Origin of the sequence: Roseovarius sp. CH_XMU1461 (genome assembly GCF_037027165.1) — a bacterium.
GTDB lineage: Bacteria > Pseudomonadota > Alphaproteobacteria > Rhodobacterales > Rhodobacteraceae > Roseovarius > Roseovarius nubinhibens.
The window spans coordinates 527,688-543,514 of record NZ_JAYMDV010000003.1; the positions used below are offsets into that span (position 1 = coordinate 527,688).

Genomic DNA, 15,827 nt, shown 5'->3' on the forward strand with positions numbered 1-15,827 from the left:
CCTAACCTCCGATCCGGGTTTCGAGCCGCTGGACAAGCCCCGCGGGCACCTGTTCGCGCTCCAATTGCTGCAAGAGCCGGTCGCGTTCCGAGCTCGGAATGTTCGGCGCGCTTTGCACATAGGCGATGAGCCGCGCCCGCCGCGCATCGGTAAGCGGCACCTCCGCCGCCTGCGCCCCGTCACTGCCGAGCGCCCGCACCTTGATACCTTCGCCGAGCAGCGGTGAACGTTCCGCCACCACCCGCAGACCCGAGAGCCTGTCAGAGGCCACCAGCACCTCGTCGCTCTGGCGGCGCAGCAAACGCACCGGCACCGCCTCGAGCCGGTCGTCATCGCCCAGCACCAGAACCGCGCCATCGGCACCGAGCGCCGTGGCGGGCAGGCGGATCGCGTCGGATAGCGGCGGCTCGTTCACCGCCACGGTGACGAAATCGCCGGGTTTGAGCCCTTGCGCCGCTGCGAGCCGCGCAAAGACCAGCCGTCCGGTCTCGCCCTCGGCCACAGCCGCGCTCGCGCGGACAAGCCGCCCCTCGGCGGTGATATTGGCCCCATAGGCGTCCAGCGTCACCCGCACCGGCGCGTCGAGCAACCGGTTGTCAGGCCCCAAGAGCCGCGAAAACTGTGGGGTCGAGACCCGGAAGGCCACTTCGAGCGTCTCGGCGTCGATCAGATCGGCCAGCCGTTCATTGGTCGACACGATGCCGCCCTCGACCACATCCACCCCGCTCAGCCGCCCGGCGAACTCGGCGCGGATCTCGGTCTCGGCAAGACGGCGCGCCGCCTCGTCGCGGGCCAATCTGGCGCGGGTCAGGGCGTTGGCGGTCTGATCCATGCGGCCCTCGGCGCTGGCCACGGCCTGACGGGCGCTCAGCACCGCCTGACGCGCCTGCGCGGCGGCAAGGGCGGCGGTTTCCACCGTGGCCGCTGTGCCGACGCCACGCGCCTCTAGATCCTGCTGACGGGTGAGCGCGGTCTGGCGCAGCTCGGCCTGTTCGCGCGCCGCCGCCTCTTCGTCACGGGCGAGCACAAGGCTGCGTTCCGCATCGCGCCGGTCGGCCTGCGCATCGGCGAGATCGCTCTCTGCCCCCGCCAGCGCCGCCTCGGCATCGGCGGGATCGATCCGCGCCAGAAACTGGCCTTTGGTGACTTCGCCGCCTTCCACGAACTCTTCTGACAGCGCGATGAGCGTGCCCGCGACCTGCGCCCGGATTTCGAGCGTCCGACGGCTCTGCACCTGCCCAAAGGCGATGAGCACCGGCTGTTCCTCGCGCGCCTCGGCCTCGACCACATGGACCGCAAACACCCGTTCACGGCGCGGCTCGGCGCGTGGCTCGCTCGCCAATCGTTCCGACACGGCGCTCCAGACCATGTGCACGGCCAGCGCCAGAAACGCCAAGGTGATAGAGGCTAGGATCAAGCCGGTGAGGCTTTGACGCAGAAAACGCATTGCAAATGGCCTTGGATAGGACTGTCGGACAGAGCTTATACGGCCGAGGCCGCGGCTTCCGTCGCAGTTTTTTATTTACGGCGCAAATGTTCGTCGAGACGGGGCATGATTTCAACGAAATTGCAGGGCATATGCCTGTAATCGAGCTGTTTGACCAAAATTTCGTCCCAGGCATCCTTGCAGGCGCCGGGGCTGCCCGGCAGGGCAAAGAGATAGGTGCCGCCCGCCACGCCACCGGTGGCCCGGGACTGCACCGCCGAGGTGCCGATCTTCTGCATCGACACGATGGTGAACACAGTGCCGAAGGCATCGATTTCCTTTTCATAGACGTCGCGATGCGCCTCGACCGTGACATCGCGCCCGGTGAGCCCGGTGCCGCCGGTGCTGATCACCACGTCGATCTCCGGATCGGCGACCCAGGCGCGCAGTTGCTCGGCGATCTCGTGACGTTCGTCGCGCAGGATCTTGCGCGCGGCCAGCACATGCCCGGCCTCGCCGAGCCGCGCCGCCAGCACATCGCCCGACCGGTCGTCGCCCGCCTGGCGGGTATCGCTCACGGTCAAAAGCGCGATGCGCACGGGGATGAAATCGCGGCTCTCGTCGATGCGGCTCATGCTCGGGTCACTCCAGTTCAAACCAATTGGGCACGGGGCCAAGATTGACCAGCTCGCTCGCGCCGATCCGCCCCCGCACGCCCCAGCTGTCATGGATATGACCGCAGAGCGCAAGCCGGGGCTGAATACGGGCGATGGCCGCGTGAATGGCGGTCGAACCGACCGATTGCCGTTGCCCCGTCCGATCCGCCAGCCCCTTGGGCGGCGAATGCAGCAAGAGGATATCGGCCGCCGCGCAGGGCGCGAGCTGTGCCTCGGCCATGTCTTCGGTCATGTCGCAGGACCAGTCGCCAAAGGGCGTGACCGGCACGCCATAGCCCAGCCCGAAGATCCGCAGCCCGTCAATCTCACAGCCCGCGCCATGCAAAACCGTGACGCCGGGTCCGGCGGCTTGGCTCAGTTCCTCGGCGCTCTCATGATTGCCGGGCACAAAGACCCGTGGCGCAGAAATCCCGTCAAGCAGCGCCAGAGCCTCGGCCAGACCGTTGCGATGGTTGCAGAAATCCCCCGCCCCGAGCACAAGATCGGCCCCTTGTGCCGCCTCCACGAGCTCTGCGGCCCGCGACGGCGCGCCATGCAGATCGGAGAAAGCCAGGATTTTCATGTGAGGCCTTGGAGCCGCGCCTTGAGGCTCAAGAGATCGGCCCAGGCCTCGCGCTTGGCGCTCGGCGTGCGCAACAGATAGGCCGGGTGAAAGATCGGCAGCGCCGGTTTGCCATAGGCCTCGGTCCAGTTGCCGCGCAGCCGCGTGATGCCGCGTTTTCCAAGCCCCGCCTGGCAAGAAATATTGCCCACCAGCAGCAGCAGATCGGGATTGGCCAGCGCCACATGCCGCTCCATGAAGGGCACCATCATGGCGATTTCCTCGGGGCTTGGGTCGCGGTTCTGCGGCGGCCGCCATGGCATCACATTGGTGATATAGGCGCCCTGGCCGGGATCGTCGGATCCGCGGTCGAGCCCGATGGCCGCCAGCATCCGGTCGAGCATCTGCCCCGCCTGCCCGACGAAGGGCTTGCCGGCGCGGTCCTCGTCACGGCCCGGTGCCTCGCCGATGAGCATGACCCGCGCGCCGGGATGCCCGTCCGAGAACACCAGCTGCCGCGCCCCGCGCTTGAGCTCGCAATGCTCATAGCCTGCCATTGCCGCCTTGAGCCCTGCCAGATCCTGCGCCGCGAGGGCGGATTTGCGGGCTTCGGCCACGGGATCGGTCTTGGGGGCGGCGACGGGCGGCAGTTTCGCGGCCTCCGCCGGGCTCGGCGCGGCAGCGGGCGTCGCGGGTTTTGGCGCCCGCGGCTCAAGCGCGTAGCGGTCCACCGGGCTATCCCCGATGGCCTCGTCCGCACCCAGTTCGACCTGCCATTCGAGCAGGGCGCGGGCGGTGTGAAAATCTAGCGCCGAATCCATGCGCCCAAGCTACCGCGCTTGCCCGTTACTTGAAAGCGCCTCCTGTGCGGGCGTGGTGTATGTGGTCGCGGTTGCCCTATGGGTATTTGCTCCCAGAAAGAGGCGCGGCTGCTCTTTGGACTATGCCTTGCCGCAGGGGTCATCCGGGCCTATAACCCGGACAATTTTCCGCCCCTCAAGCCGCTCGGAGTGCGCCATGTCCTTTGATCACCGTCATCTCTTGGGGATCGAACCCCTGTCGCCTGCCGCGATCACGACGATCCTCGACCTGGCCGATCAATATGTCGATCTCAACCGGCGCGACATGAAACATTCCGACGCGCTGGCGGGGCTTACGCAGATCAACATGTTCTTTGAGAACTCGACCCGCACCCAGGCCAGTTTCGAGCTGGCGGGCAAGCGGCTTGGCGCGGATGTGATGAACATGGCGATGCAGGCCAGTTCGATCAAGAAGGGCGAGACGCTCATCGATACGGCGCTCACCCTCAATGCGATGCATCCCGATCTTCTGGTGGTGCGGCATCCGCATTCCGGGGCGGTGGATTTGCTGGCGCAGAAGGTGAATTGCGCGGTGCTCAACGCGGGCGACGGGCGGCATGAGCATCCGACGCAGGCGCTTCTCGATGCGCTGACGATCCGGCGCGCCAAGGGCCGGCTGCATCGTCTGTCGATCGCCATTTGCGGCGACATCGCCCATAGCCGGGTGGCACGGTCGAACATCCTGCTTTTGGGCAAGATGGAGAACCGCGTGCGTCTCATCGGGCCGCCGACGCTCATGCCGTCGGGGATCGGCGAATTTGGCGTCGAAGTCTTCGACGACATGAAAGAAGGGCTGAAAGATGTGGATGTAGTGATGATGCTGCGTCTGCAACGCGAGCGGATGGATGGCGGGTTCATCCCGTCCGAGCGCGAATATTACCACCGCTACGGGCTTGATGCCGAAAAGCTCGGCCACGCCAAGGAGGATGCGATCATCATGCATCCGGGGCCGATGAACCGGGGCGTGGAAATCGATGGGGAACTTGCCGACGACATCAACCGTTCCGTTATTCAGGAGCAGGTCGAAATGGGCGTGGCCGTGCGCATGGCCGCGATGGACCTGCTGGCCCGCAACCTGCGCGCCCGCCCCAAGGAGGTGATGGTATGAGCGATACGATCCAGATCCCGGCCGAGGAACATGGCGTCATCCGCCTGTTTCGGGTGCAATTGCCGCCAGAAGAGATCGCCGAATTTGCCGGGTTGGCGGGCGAGGGCCCGGCGCTCGCAGCCGCACTTGGGGTCGACAGGCTCGATCCCGAATATGTCGAAGTCTTTCCGGTGAGCGATCTCACCGGGCTGGGGCTCGTGGGCTATCTCACCGAAGGGCTGGGCGTGGCACCCGAGGATCTGGCGCAGGACCGTGCGATGATCGACGCGGTCGATGGCCATGTTCTGGTGCTGAGTTCCGGCGCTTTCGAGGGCCGGGCTGAGACGCTGCGCCCGCGCGCGCCGCTGCGCTGGGTCGGGACCTGGCGCGAGGCGGGCCAAGCGGTCGAATTCACGCCCCTGCCCGCCGGTGGCGCACAAGGCGCGGTGCACACTGCCCCGGTCAAGACGCCCTCGAACAACGCCATTCTGGGCCGGGTCGCCATGGTGGCGCTTTTGGTGCTCTTTGCGCTGACAGCGCTGATGATCTGGATCGCCTGACGGATCAATCACCTGATGCGGTAACCGCAGCACAACGCCCAAAACTCTGATGCGGGTTAGGCGCAAAGGCGTCTGGCTCTTGGCGCGAAAACGTTGCATTACGGCCCGCGAGCCATTCAGCAAGGGGATGCCCGCATGACCACGACCCTTTTGACCAATGCCCGCCTGATCAATCCGGACAGCGCCGAGGAGGCGCAAGGCTGGCTCTTGATCGTTCAGGGGCGTATCGCGGCCACGGGGCAAGACGCGCCGCCCAAGGCCGACAGCACGGTCGATTGTCGTGGCAAATGCCTCGCTCCGGGGATCGTCGATATCGGGGTCAAGGTCTGCGAACCGGGCGAGCGGCACAAGGAGAGCTATCGCTCTGCCGGGCGGGCGGCAGCGGCGGGCGGGGTCACCACCATGGTCACCCGTCCCGACACGCTGCCTGCGATCGACAATCCAGAAACGCTCGAGTTTGTGGCGCGCCGCGCCAATGAGGCCGCGCCGGTCAACGTGCTGCCGATGGCGGCGCTGACCAAGGGGCGTGAGGGGCGCGAGATGACCGAGATCGGGTTTCTCATGGATGCCGGCGCTGTGGCCTTTACCGATTGCGATCATGTGATCACCTCGACCAAGGTGTTTTCCCGCGCGCTCACCTATGCCCGCGCCTGTGGCGCATTGGTCATCGCGCATCCGCAAGAGCCGGGCCTGTCGCAAGGGGCCGCCGCGAGTTCGGGCAAGTTCGCCTCGCTGCGCGGCCTTCCGGCGGTGACGCCGATGGCGGAACGGATGGGGCTCGACCGCGATATCGCGCTGCTCGAAATGACCGGCGCGCGCTATCACGCGGATCAGATCACCACCGCCCGCGCCCTGCCTGCGCTGGCCCGGGCCAAGCGCAACGGGCTCGACATCACGGCGGGCACGTCGATCCATCACCTGACGTTGAACGAGCTCGACATCGCCGACTATCGCACCTTCTTCAAGGTCAAGCCGCCGCTGCGCTCGGAAGAGGACCGGCAGGCGGTGATCGAGGCGCTGCGCGACGGGCTGATCGACATCATCTCGTCGATGCACACCCCGCAGGATGAGGAAAGCAAACGTCTGCCTTTCGAGGAGGCCGCCAGCGGCGCGGTCGGGCTCGAGACGCTCTTGCCTGCCGCGCTCCGGCTCTACCATTCCGGCGATCTGACGCTGGCCGAACTTTTCCGGGCGATGTCGCTCAACCCGGCCAAGCGGCTCGGGCTGGCCAGCGGGCGGCTGACCGAAGGCGCGCCGGCCGATCTGGTGCTCTTCGACCCGGACGCGCCCTTTGTTCTCGACCGCTGGAAGCTCAATTCCAAATCCAAGAACACGCCCTTTGACGGCGCGCGCATGCAGGGTAAGGTTCTCGCGACCTATGTGGCTGGCACCCCTGTATTCGAGGCCTCCTGATGCCCCCCATCGACACCGCTCCGCTCTTGCTGCTGCTCTGGGCCGTGCTCGGCTATCTGCTGGGCTCGATCCCCTTTGGCATCGTCATCACCCGCGCCATGGGGCTCGGCAATCTGCGCGAAATCGGCTCGGGCAATATCGGAACGACCAATGTGCTGCGCACCGGCTCAAAGGGGGCGGCGCTTGCAACGCTGGTGCTCGACGGGGCCAAGGGCGCGGTGGCGGCGCTTTTGGCGCGGGCCATGGCGGGCGAAGACGCGGCACAGATCGCGGGGCTGATGGCTTTTGCCGGGCATTGCTTCCCCGTCTGGCTCGGCTTTCGCGGTGGCAAGGGCGTGGCGACATTTCTCGGCCTCTTGCTGGCGCTGGCCTGGCCCGTCGGAATCGCGGCCTGCGCCACATGGCTGGTGACAGCGCTCATCGCGCGCATCTCGTCGCTCTCGGCGCTGATGGCGGCGGCGCTGGCGCCGGTCTGGATCGTGCTCCTCGGTCATGGCGAGATGCTCATCCTCAGCCTGATCCTCGGCGGCATCATCTTCTGGCGGCACAAGGACAATATCGCGCGGCTGCGCGCCTGGACCGAGCCCAAGATCGGTAAGAAATGATCGAAGCCTTCCTTGCCGCGTTCGACGCGCTACCGCAGGGAAGCTTTACCGGCACGGCCCATGGGCGGCGCTATGTGGTGACGCGCAGCGGGTTCTCCGGCGACAAGGCGCAGAAACTGGTGGCCGAAGAGCTGGGCGGCAAGGATTACATCTCGCTCAACCTCTACCGGCTGGCGAGCGGCGCGCGGCTCAAACCCTGCGAGATGCCCGCGCAGAAGGTGGTAGATTTCGTGCTCGCCCTGCGGCCCGATGCCGAAGTGAGACGCTGAGTTAGGCCAGCGCTTTGGTGAGTGCGGCATGCAGCGCCGCATTGCCCGCCACCACACCATCGACCTGTGGCAGGCGATTGTTGAACCGCAGATCGCGCCCCGACCGGTCGCCCGTCACAGCCCCTGCCTCGCGCAGGATAAGATCGCCCGCGGCAATGTCCCATTCCCATGTCGGGCGCAGCGTCAGCATCGCGTCGAACCGCCCCTCCGCCACGAGGCACAGGCGATAGGCGAGCGACGGGCGATAGGCGCGTTTCACCGCGGGCGCATGACCGCCCTTCCAATGTTTGCCTGCGAAATTGGGCTTGGCCGAGAGCACCGTCGCCGCCGACAGATCCTTGACCTGCGCGACCTCTATCGCTGCCCCGTTGAGCGTCGCACCGCCGCCACGTTCGGCGGCATAGAGCTTGTCCATCATCGGCAGGTAGACGACCCCGGCCACCACTTCGCCCCGCTCGACCACCGCCAGCGAATGCGCCCAGGCCTTTTCGCCCGCGATGAAACTGCGGGTGCCGTCGATGGGATCGACGACAAACACACGCTCATCTGCGAGGCGCGACGCGCCATCCTCGCTCTCTTCCGAGAGCCAGCCATAGTCGGGCCGGGCGCGGCGCAGCTCGGCGCTGAGCATCCCGTTCACCGCCAGATCGGCATCGGTCACCGGACCCGCCGCATCGGGCTTGTCCCAGCTTTCGGCTGTGCCCGCCTCAAAGAACCGCCGCGCGATGGCGCCGGCCTCGCGCGCCGCCTCGCTCAGCAGGTCGAGATCACGCCCCGGCAAGGGTCAGCCCCTCCACCAGAAGCGACGGCACCACATGCGACAGATGCGTGCGCGCGTCATTGGCCGGGGTCATGCGGCGCAGAAATTCGGGCAGGCTGCCCGCGATCGTGCCCTCGTTGATGGCATGAGAAACCTCGCCATTCTCGACCCAGAAGCCCGAGACGCCGCGCGAATAATCGCCCGTGTTGGGGTTGATGGTCGAGCCGATCATCGACGTCACCAAGAGCCCCTTGCCCATGTCCCGAAGCAATTCGTCGCGGCTCTTCGTGCCTTGCGTCAGGGCGATGTTCCAGCTGCCGGGGCTCGGCGGGCTGCCGACGCCGCGCTTGGCATTGGCGGTGGGCTCCAACCCAAGCTTGCGGGCGTTGGCCAGATCGAGGATCCAGCCCGTGAGCACGCCGTTTTCCACCAAGGACCGCCGCCGCGTCGGCAGGCCTTCGGCGTCAAAGGGGCGCGAGCCCATGACCCGGGGCCGATGCGGATCTTCGACGATATCCATCCCCTCGGGCAGCACCTGCTCGCCCAGACGATCCCGCAGCCAAGACGCGCCGCGCGCCACCGAGGCCCCATTGGCCGCGCCCAGCAGATGCCCGATGAGCGACCGCGCCACGCGCTCGTCAAAAAGCACCGGATAAGCCCCGGTCGGCGGTTTGCGCGCGCCGAGCCGCTCGACCGCCCGTTCGCCCGCGAGGCGGCCGATCTCTTCGGGGCTGCGCAGATCGGCGTGATAGACCCGGCCATCGCCGTCGTGATCGCGCTCCATCCCGGCGCCCTGCCCGGCAATCGCCACGCAAGACAGCCCATGATCGGTGAGCGTATAGCCCCCCGCAAAGCCCGCGCTTGTGGCCAGCGCAATCTGCCGCCGGTCATAGACCGCGCTCGCCGATTGCACCTGGGTCACGCCGGCCACCGCCTGTGCCGCAGCCTCTGCTGCCCGTGCTGCCTCTTGCAGCGCGGCGGGTTCGGGCTCGGGTGCGTCCTCGCAGAGGTCGAGCGCCGCGATGTCCCAATCCTTGGCAAGCAAATCGTCGGAGGCCAGCCCGATATAGGGGTCCTCGGGCGCTTCGCGAGCCATGGCGACGGCCCGCTCTGCCAGCGCCGTGATCGTCGAGGCTGAAATATCCGAGGCCGACACGCTCGCCTGCCGCTGCCCCACCAACACCCGCAGCCCGATGTCGACGCCTTCGGCCCGCTCGGCCTGTTCCAACTGTCCGGCCCGCACATCGATGGCCAGCGACTGACCGGCGATGGCCATGGCATCCGCCGCATCCGCACCGGCCCGCCGGGCCGCGTCCAACAAGTGTTCGGTCAATAGATCGGGGGTCACGCTCATCTCGGGCCTTTCCAGATTGCTCACCACGGAGGTAGCCCCTCGCCCCCAAAGGAGCAAGGGCCGCCGGGATCGGGCGGCCCTTCCGGGGTCATCGTCAGGTCATTCAGGCGCCGAAGGCGCGCTGACTTGGCCTCTCACTTGATGCGCTGGCCATTCGCCAGAACCTGACCGTTCTCGGTGAATTCGATACGCGATTTCAGGTCATCCGGCCCGCTCACCGGCACCGTGAACATGCCCATCATGAGACGCGCGCCAAGCGCCTGTTCTTGCGGGATGAGCCCGATCTCGACAAGGCTGTCGAGCAGCGCATTGCCGCCCTTGAGCGTCAGCTCGACATCGCCCACCGGCTTCGGCATGCCGTCATAGCTGCTCAGGTCGCTGTTATCGATCTCGACCGCGCCCCGCCCGGTCAGCTCGGTCCCGGCAAGGCTCAGCCGGAACTCGTTCAGGCTCACCGAGTTGAATTCGCCCGGCACATCGTCGCTGGCGATATTCTCTTCGCTGAGAAGGTCGGTCAGCACCGTCATCGTGCCGCTCAGATCAATCGCGAGCGTGGCCGGATCGCGCGGCAGCTTGGCCGCCGGGTCAAACAGGCCCCAGATGAAATCCGACATGGTGAAATCACCCAGCAACAGGCCCAGATCAAATTGCTGCGGCGCGTCCTGCTTGCTTAGCGGCATGCCGAGGTTGAACCCCGCCTTCGCCGCATCAAAGGCCACCGGGAACGGCAGGTCGCCGCCGACGATCTCCATCGCGAGACTGTCGAACCGGCCTTCATAGCCAAGCCGCTCGCCATTCATCCGCATCGCCAGAGTACCGCCCTGACTGCTCGATTTCCCCTGCACGGTCTCGCCGTCCTCGGTGACGGTGAAATTGCTCCGGCCCGCCCCAAAGCCAAAATCCCACGAGACCGCAAAGCCGCCTTTCAGCAGGGCAGGCATATCCGACCAATCCGGCGATTGCGGCACGTCCGAGCGGCTGTTGAACGTCATCGAGGCGCTTTCGCCGTCCCAAACGAATCGCTCGCTCTTCTCGGCGCTTTTGAAATCCGCCGCATAGCGCACGGCGCCGGTGGTCATCTCTTGCGTCATGCGGTGCAGATCGCCGGTTTCCGAGCGTGACTGCCCCACAACATCGGCCACCGTCACGCTGGCCGTGGCGATCTCGAGCGCGTCTTCCGCGCCGGTCAACTCGGTAAGTGCGAGGCCAACGGAGCTGGCTTTGTAATCATAGACCATCTTCTCGGGCGCGCCCGAGACGATCATCTCATAGCCTTCGGTGGTATAGTCGAGCTTGGCCTCGCCGCTGCCATCCTCGCCGGTGAACGTGACGAGAATGGGCATCCGGTCGGGAATATCGACGCTGACCGTGCCGCCCGCCATGCCCACCAGCGTGATATCACCAAGCGCGATGGTGACGCCGCCCTCGGTCTCGCCTTCAGGAAGTTCGACCTTCAATTCGATATCGCTGAGCACCAATCGGTCGCCCCGGTCGGTCTCTGTCGCGCTCACCCGATAGCCATAGGCTTCCATATAGGTGGTCCAATCGGCCCAGACGTCCCGCGGGCTCACCTCGGCCCAGCTTGCCTGACCCGACAGGGCCAAAATCATCGCCCCTCCACCAATAACCTTCTGAAAACTCATGACCTAATCCTTTCGTTCACCAATTCGCGGCGCCAAATCTAGTTTGGGCGCGGCCATCCCTCGCGTCTGGAACCGGGCGGTTCCTGCTGGACCTTCGATGCCTGCACACGATACCAATTTGCAAACACAATATGGGGGCAATCCATGACAGTTGAAGGAAAAACGGTTCTGATCACCGGTGCAAGCCGCGGGATCGGGGCCGCAGCCGCGCGGATTTTCGCCGCCCAAGGGGCCAATGTCGCCCTCTTGGCGCGCAGCACCGATCAGCTCGCCGAGCTTTCGCAGGAAATCGGCGACGCAGCGCTGGCCCTGCCCTGCGACGTGGCGGATTACGCCGATTACGAGGCGGCCATTCAAAAAGTCGTGGCGCATTTTGGCGGGCTCGATGTGCTCATCGGCAATGCCGGGGTGATCGACCCGATCGCGCCCCTGGCCGAGAGCGACCCGGCGGGCTGGGGCCGTGCCATCGATATCAATCTCAAGGGGATTTACCACGGGATGCGCGCCGCCATGCCGGTGATGCTCAACTCCGGCGGTGGCACGATCATCACGATCTCCTCGGGTGCGGCCCGTCGCGCGCTCGAAGGTTGGAGCCATTATTGCGCCTCCAAGGCCGGGGCCGCGATGCTTACCGAGGCGGCGCATCTCGAAACCGCAGGTCAGGGCCTGCGCATTCTGGCGCTTTCGCCCGGCACGGTGGCCACCGACATGCAGGTGGCGATCAAGGCCAGCGGTCTCAACCCGGTGAGCACGCTCGACTGGTCGGATCACATCCCCCCCGACTGGCCCGCCCGCGCGCTTCTATGGATGTGCGGCCCAGAGGCGGATGCCTGGCTGGGGCAGGAAATTTCACTGCGCGATCCCGATATTCGCAAAACCGTGGGGCTGACATGATCACACTCGACAAAACGGGCGGCATCTGGACCGCCACCATCGACCGGCAGGACAAGGCCAATTCGCTCACCGAGGCGATGCTCTCGGAACTGGCCGATATCGCCGAAGCCGCCGCCGCGCCCGACGCGGCCCGTGTCCTGATCCTGACCGGTGCGGGCAAGGTGTTCAGCGCCGGGGCCGATCTCGAGGCCGCCCGCGCCGGGCTTGCCACAAGCGCCGTCTGGGAACGGCTCTCCGCTGCGCTTGCCGCGCTGCCCTGCCTGACCATCGCCGCGCTCAATGGCACGGTGGCGGGCGGCGCCATGGGCACGGTGCTCGCCTGTGACATCCGCATCGCGGCCGAAGGGGCCAAGTTCTTTTACCCGGTGATGAAGCTCGGCTTTCTGCCCCAGCCGTCGGACCCGGCCCGGCTCGCCGCGCTGGTCGGCCCCGCGCGGGCCAAGATGATCCTGATGGCCGGGCAAAAGATCGACACCGCCACCGCCTATGACTGGGGTCTGGTCGACCGGATTGTCGCGCCGGGCACGCAGATCGACATAGCGCATGAGCTCGCCCAGGACACGCTCTCGGCCACCCACACCCATGCCGCCGCGATCAAGGGGCTGGTCCGCTAGGACCGCCCCATCTTGGCTATGCTACATTTTTTAGCAGACAAACCCCTCCAGATCGGGCAAAAAGGCCATGTATTGTGATCAGTTCCTGTTGTTCGCGCCAGCCAGCCGCCGCTAGCCCGCAATTTTCCCCGTAAAACAGAGACTGATGCGCTTTTTTCTTGTTCTGATCACTTGTCTGGGCCTCGCCGCCTGTACCGAAGCCGTCCCGAGCGCGGGCAAATCCCGCATTCTGGTGATGGGCGACAGTATGCTAGCCACCCATCAGATGTCGGGGCGCTCGATCGGTCATGTTCTTGAACGGCAGTTGGGCGAAACGGTCACCGACCGGTCGGTCTATGGCGCGCGCTATATCTACAACCTGCCCATTTCCGGCAGCCTCGGCGTCAAGATCGCCAGCCAGTACCGCCCCGGGCCCTGGGACTGGGTGGTGCTCAACGGTGGTGGCAATGACCTGTGGTTCGGCTGTGGGTGCGGGCGCTGCGGGCCTCGGCTCAGCCGGCTGATCACCCCCGATGGCGAACGCGGCCATATCCCCGATCTCGTGCGCAAACTGCGCCAGAGCGGCGCGCGGGTGGTCTATCTTGGCTATCTGCGCAGCCCCGGGCGCGGCTCGCCCATCGAACATTGCAAGAATGAGGCCGACGCGCTCGAAGGTCGCGTGTCGCTGATGGCCAGCCGCGACCCGGGCGTGACCTTTGTCTCGATTGCCGATCTCGTGCCCCATGGCGATGCGAGCTTTCACGCCCCCGATATGATCCACCCCTCGGTCAAGGGCGCAGCGGCCATCGCGGGCCGCGCCGCACGGGTCATCGCCGATCAGCGATAGGCCGAGGGCGGCTCGCCAAAGCTCTGGGCATAGGCGCGCGAGAAATGCGCCGAATTGGCAAACCCGGTGGCCAGCGCCACCTGCGTCAGGCTGAGCGGCGTGTTGCGCAAAAGTGCCTGCGCCGTGCGCAGCCGCAGGTCGCGGTAATAGACCATCGTGCTCTGGCCGAGCTTGTCGCGAAACAGCCGGTTGAGCTGACGCGGCGACACGCCCGCAATCCCCGCCAGATCGGCGAGCGTCACCGGATCGGCGACATGGCTTTCCATCATCTCCACCGCGTCGAGAATGGCGGGCACCCGACTGCCGACCCGCTCCACCAGCCCGGCGCGTTGCGGCCCGGCCGAGGGACGCACTTCGGTATGCATGAACCAGTCGCTGACCATCCGGGCGAATTGCGCGCCATGATGGCTCGCGATCAGCGCATGCATGAGATCCATTGGCGCCGTGCCCCCAGCACAGGTCACCCGGTCGCGGTCGATCACATAGAGCGAACGTTCGATCATCAGATGCGGCGACATCTCGGCCAACGCCTCGGCATGTTCCCAATGAACCGTCATCCGCCGCCCCTCCATGAGCCCCGCCTTGGCGAGGATCACCGGCCCGCCCGACACGCCGCCCATCTTGGTGCCCTTGCGCGCCATGCGCGACAGCCATGACAGAACCCGTCTGTCGTCGAAGCTCACCGGGTCACCGCCGGCGATGACAAAGAGATATTCGAGATCGAGATCCTCGCCCACCTGCGCCTGACAAGTCACCTGCGCCGCCCCCGAGCTTTGCGCCGCCTCGCCCAAGGTGACCGCGATATTGACCACGTCATAAAGCGGCGCGCGCGCCTGCAGATTCGCGGCGCGCAGCATCTCGGCCGTGGCGGCATAGGAGAGGATGGCAAACCCCGGCAGCGGCAGAATGCCGATCCGTCGTGCGGGCCGGGAAGGAAGGGCGGACATGTCCATATCGGACAAATAATCGACCATATTGGAAAAGTCCATTCCGGGATTTTCCACGATGCTAGGCGCGATCAAACACAGGGGCACCGCATCATGCGCTATTCTGCACTCCGGATTCTCCGCGAAGGGCTGACCGGCAACAAAGGCTGGAAACCGGTCTGGCGCGAGCCCGATCCCAAACCCGATTATGACGTGATCATCATCGGCGGCGGCGGTCACGGGCTCGCCACGGCCTATTACCTCGCCAAGGAATTTGGCGTGCGCAATGTGGCGGTGCTGGAAAAGGGCTGGATCGGCTCGGGCAATGTCGGGCGCAACACGACGATCATCCGCTCGAACTACATGCTGCCCGGCAACGAGCATTTCTATGAAATGTCGCTCAAGCTCTGGGAAGGTCTCGAGCAGGATTTCAACTATAACGCCATGGTGTCGCAGCGCTCGATCCTGAACCTGTTTCACTCGGACGCGCAGCGCGACGCCTTTGTGCGGCGTGGCAACGCGATGTTCCTCGCCGGGGCCGATGCCGAGCTCGCCGACGAGGCCCAGCTGCGCCGCGAACTGCCCTTCCTCGATTTCGACAATGCCCGCTTTCCGATCAAGGGCGGTCTCTATCAGCGGCGCGGCGGCACCGTGCGTCATGACGCGGTGGCCTGGGGCTATGCCCGTGGCGCCGACAGCCGTGGCGTCGACATCATCCAGAATTGCGAAGTCACCGGCATCGACGTCGAAAACGGCGTGGTGCGCGGCGTGCAGACCTCGCGCGGGCCGATCCGCGCCCGCAAGGTGGCGATGTGCGTCGCCGGCTCGTCGGGGCGGGTGGCGGCTCTGGCCGGGATGCGCCTGCCGATCGAATCCCATGTGCTGCAGGCCTTTGTCAGCGAAGGTCTCAAACCCGTGCTGCCCGGTGTCATCACCTTTGGCGCGGGCCATTTCTATGTGAGCCAGTCCGATAAGGGCGGGCTGGTCTTCGGTGGCGACATCGACGGCTATAATACCTATGCCCAGCGCGGCAACCTGCCGGTGGTCGAAGACGTGGCCGAAGGCGGCATGGCGATCATGCCGATCATCGGACGCGCCCGCCTCCTGCGCAGCTGGGGCGGCGTCATGGACATGTCGATGGACGGCTCGCCCTTCATCGACAAGACCCATATCGACGGTCTCTATTTCAACGGCGGCTGGTGCTACGGCGGGTTCAAGGCGACGCCTGCCTCGGGCTATTGCTACGCGCATCTTCTCGCCCGCGACGTGCCGCACCCGGTGGCCACGGAAATGCGGCTCGACCGGTTCAAACGCGGCCACCTGATCGACGAAAAAGGTCAGGGCAATCAGCCCAACCTGCATTGAGGAGCGC

General features: G+C 65.9%; 17 protein-coding genes. 9 read left to right on the forward strand and 8 right to left on the reverse strand.

Annotation, left to right across the window (positions count from 1 at the left end):
* Position 1: 1 nt before the first annotated feature.
* The 4 genes from WA237_RS11715 to WA237_RS11730 form a co-directional block, all read right to left on the reverse strand.
* Entirely contained in the window at positions 2–1,447 is a 1,446-nt protein-coding gene (locus tag WA237_RS11715; protein ID WP_336097846.1) for an efflux RND transporter periplasmic adaptor subunit, read from the reverse strand.
* Positions 1,448–1,518: 71 nt separating this feature from the next.
* Positions 1,519–2,061: a molybdenum cofactor biosynthesis protein B gene (gene moaB, locus WA237_RS11720; protein ID WP_336097847.1), complete on the reverse strand. Its 543-nt coding sequence runs from the start codon at positions 2,059–2,061 to the stop codon at positions 1,519–1,521.
* A gap of 7 nt (positions 2,062–2,068) precedes the next feature.
* Positions 2,069–2,665: a metallophosphoesterase family protein gene (locus tag WA237_RS11725; protein WP_336097849.1), complete on the reverse strand. Its 597-nt coding sequence runs from the start codon at positions 2,663–2,665 to the stop codon at positions 2,069–2,071.
* Complete coding sequence (locus tag WA237_RS11730; protein WP_336097852.1) at positions 2,662–3,465, reverse strand: uracil-DNA glycosylase; 804 nt, start codon at positions 3,463–3,465, stop codon at positions 2,662–2,664. Before WA237_RS11730 ends, WA237_RS11725 begins: the two co-directional genes overlap by 4 nt.
* Positions 3,466–3,661: 196 nt before the next feature.
* Between WA237_RS11730 and WA237_RS11735 the strand changes: the two genes are divergently transcribed.
* From WA237_RS11735 to WA237_RS11755, 5 genes are all read left to right on the forward strand, one after another.
* Positions 3,662–4,612: an aspartate carbamoyltransferase catalytic subunit gene (locus WA237_RS11735; RefSeq protein WP_336097853.1), complete on the forward strand. Its 951-nt coding sequence runs from the start codon at positions 3,662–3,664 to the stop codon at positions 4,610–4,612.
* On the forward strand, positions 4,609–5,151 hold the full coding sequence (locus WA237_RS11740; protein ID WP_336097855.1) for a hypothetical protein: 543 nt from the start codon (positions 4,609–4,611) through the stop codon (positions 5,149–5,151). The genes WA237_RS11735 and WA237_RS11740 overlap by 4 nt, the downstream gene beginning before the upstream one ends.
* Positions 5,152–5,286: 135 nt before the next feature.
* The gene (pyrC, locus tag WA237_RS11745; RefSeq protein WP_336097857.1) at positions 5,287–6,564 is read left to right on the forward strand and encodes a dihydroorotase; all 1,278 of its coding nucleotides are present in this window, start codon (positions 5,287–5,289) and stop codon (positions 6,562–6,564) included.
* Positions 6,564–7,169, forward strand: coding sequence for a glycerol-3-phosphate 1-O-acyltransferase PlsY (plsY, locus tag WA237_RS11750; RefSeq protein ID WP_336097859.1), 606 nt, complete (start codon positions 6,564–6,566; stop codon positions 7,167–7,169). Before pyrC ends, plsY begins: the two co-directional genes overlap by 1 nt.
* Entirely contained in the window at positions 7,166–7,438 is a 273-nt protein-coding gene (locus WA237_RS11755; RefSeq protein ID WP_336097860.1) for a hypothetical protein, read from the forward strand. The genes plsY and WA237_RS11755 overlap by 4 nt, the downstream gene beginning before the upstream one ends.
* Position 7,439: 1 nt before the next feature.
* Here the strand turns inward: WA237_RS11755 and WA237_RS11760 are convergent, their stop codons facing one another.
* The 3 genes from WA237_RS11760 to WA237_RS11770 form a co-directional block, all read right to left on the reverse strand.
* Positions 7,440–8,219, reverse strand: coding sequence for an inositol monophosphatase family protein (locus WA237_RS11760; RefSeq protein ID WP_336097863.1), 780 nt, complete (start codon positions 8,217–8,219; stop codon positions 7,440–7,442).
* Positions 8,206–9,552, reverse strand: coding sequence for a TldD/PmbA family protein (locus WA237_RS11765; RefSeq protein WP_336098101.1), 1,347 nt, complete (start codon positions 9,550–9,552; stop codon positions 8,206–8,208). Before WA237_RS11765 ends, WA237_RS11760 begins: the two co-directional genes overlap by 14 nt.
* 134 nt (positions 9,553–9,686) lie before the next feature.
* Positions 9,687–11,195 (reverse strand): DUF2125 domain-containing protein, encoded by a 1,509-nt coding sequence (locus WA237_RS11770; RefSeq protein WP_336097864.1) that lies wholly within the window; start codon positions 11,193–11,195, stop codon positions 9,687–9,689.
* 144 nt (positions 11,196–11,339) lie between these two features.
* On the opposite strand from WA237_RS11770, the gene WA237_RS11775 reads away from it, so the two are divergent.
* The 3 genes from WA237_RS11775 (at position 11,340) to WA237_RS11785 (ending at position 13,529) form a co-directional block, all read left to right on the forward strand.
* On the forward strand, positions 11,340–12,089 hold the full coding sequence (locus tag WA237_RS11775; protein ID WP_336097866.1) for an SDR family oxidoreductase: 750 nt from the start codon (positions 11,340–11,342) through the stop codon (positions 12,087–12,089).
* Positions 12,086–12,703 (forward strand): enoyl-CoA hydratase/isomerase family protein, encoded by a 618-nt coding sequence (locus tag WA237_RS11780; RefSeq protein WP_336097867.1) that lies wholly within the window; start codon positions 12,086–12,088, stop codon positions 12,701–12,703. Before WA237_RS11775 ends, WA237_RS11780 begins: the two co-directional genes overlap by 4 nt.
* A 145-nt stretch (positions 12,704–12,848) precedes the next feature.
* Complete coding sequence (locus WA237_RS11785; protein ID WP_336097869.1) at positions 12,849–13,529, forward strand: SGNH/GDSL hydrolase family protein; 681 nt, start codon at positions 12,849–12,851, stop codon at positions 13,527–13,529.
* On the opposite strand, the gene WA237_RS11790 is transcribed toward WA237_RS11785, so the two are convergent.
* Entirely contained in the window at positions 13,520–14,518 is a 999-nt protein-coding gene (locus WA237_RS11790; protein WP_336097871.1) for a GlxA family transcriptional regulator, read from the reverse strand. The genes WA237_RS11785 and WA237_RS11790 overlap by 10 nt on opposite strands.
* Before the next feature lie 51 nt (positions 14,519–14,569).
* Here WA237_RS11790 and WA237_RS11795 point away from each other — a divergent pair, with 51 nt between their 5' ends.
* Positions 14,570–15,820 (forward strand): sarcosine oxidase subunit beta family protein, encoded by a 1,251-nt coding sequence (locus WA237_RS11795; RefSeq protein WP_009813944.1) that lies wholly within the window; start codon positions 14,570–14,572, stop codon positions 15,818–15,820.
* Positions 15,821–15,827 lie beyond the last annotated feature (7 nt).

Coding starts and splice junctions, on each gene's coding strand:
- WA237_RS11715 (WP_336097846.1), bottom strand. CDS start 1,447: ATGCGTTTTCTGCGTCAAAGCCTCACCGGCTTGATCCTAGCCTCTATC.
- moaB (WP_336097847.1), bottom strand. CDS start 2,061: ATGAGCCGCATCGACGAGAGCCGCGATTTCATCCCCGTGCGCATCGCG.
- WA237_RS11725 (WP_336097849.1), bottom strand. CDS start 2,665: ATGAAAATCCTGGCTTTCTCCGATCTGCATGGCGCGCCGTCGCGGGCC.
- WA237_RS11730 (WP_336097852.1), bottom strand. CDS start 3,465: ATGGATTCGGCGCTAGATTTTCACACCGCCCGCGCCCTGCTCGAATGG.
- WA237_RS11735 (WP_336097853.1), top strand. CDS start 3,662: ATGTCCTTTGATCACCGTCATCTCTTGGGGATCGAACCCCTGTCGCCT.
- WA237_RS11740 (WP_336097855.1), top strand. CDS start 4,609: ATGAGCGATACGATCCAGATCCCGGCCGAGGAACATGGCGTCATCCGC.
- pyrC (WP_336097857.1), top strand. CDS start 5,287: ATGACCACGACCCTTTTGACCAATGCCCGCCTGATCAATCCGGACAGC.
- plsY (WP_336097859.1), top strand. CDS start 6,564: ATGCCCCCCATCGACACCGCTCCGCTCTTGCTGCTGCTCTGGGCCGTG.
- WA237_RS11755 (WP_336097860.1), top strand. CDS start 7,166: ATGATCGAAGCCTTCCTTGCCGCGTTCGACGCGCTACCGCAGGGAAGC.
- WA237_RS11765 (WP_336098101.1), bottom strand. CDS start 9,552: ATGAGCGTGACCCCCGATCTATTGACCGAACACTTGTTGGACGCGGCC.
- WA237_RS11770 (WP_336097864.1), bottom strand. CDS start 11,195: ATGAGTTTTCAGAAGGTTATTGGTGGAGGGGCGATGATTTTGGCCCTG.
- WA237_RS11775 (WP_336097866.1), top strand. CDS start 11,340: ATGACAGTTGAAGGAAAAACGGTTCTGATCACCGGTGCAAGCCGCGGG.
- WA237_RS11780 (WP_336097867.1), top strand. CDS start 12,086: ATGATCACACTCGACAAAACGGGCGGCATCTGGACCGCCACCATCGAC.
- WA237_RS11785 (WP_336097869.1), top strand. CDS start 12,849: ATGCGCTTTTTTCTTGTTCTGATCACTTGTCTGGGCCTCGCCGCCTGT.
- WA237_RS11790 (WP_336097871.1), bottom strand. CDS start 14,518: ATGGACTTTTCCAATATGGTCGATTATTTGTCCGATATGGACATGTCC.
- WA237_RS11795 (WP_009813944.1), top strand. CDS start 14,570: ATGCGCTATTCTGCACTCCGGATTCTCCGCGAAGGGCTGACCGGCAAC.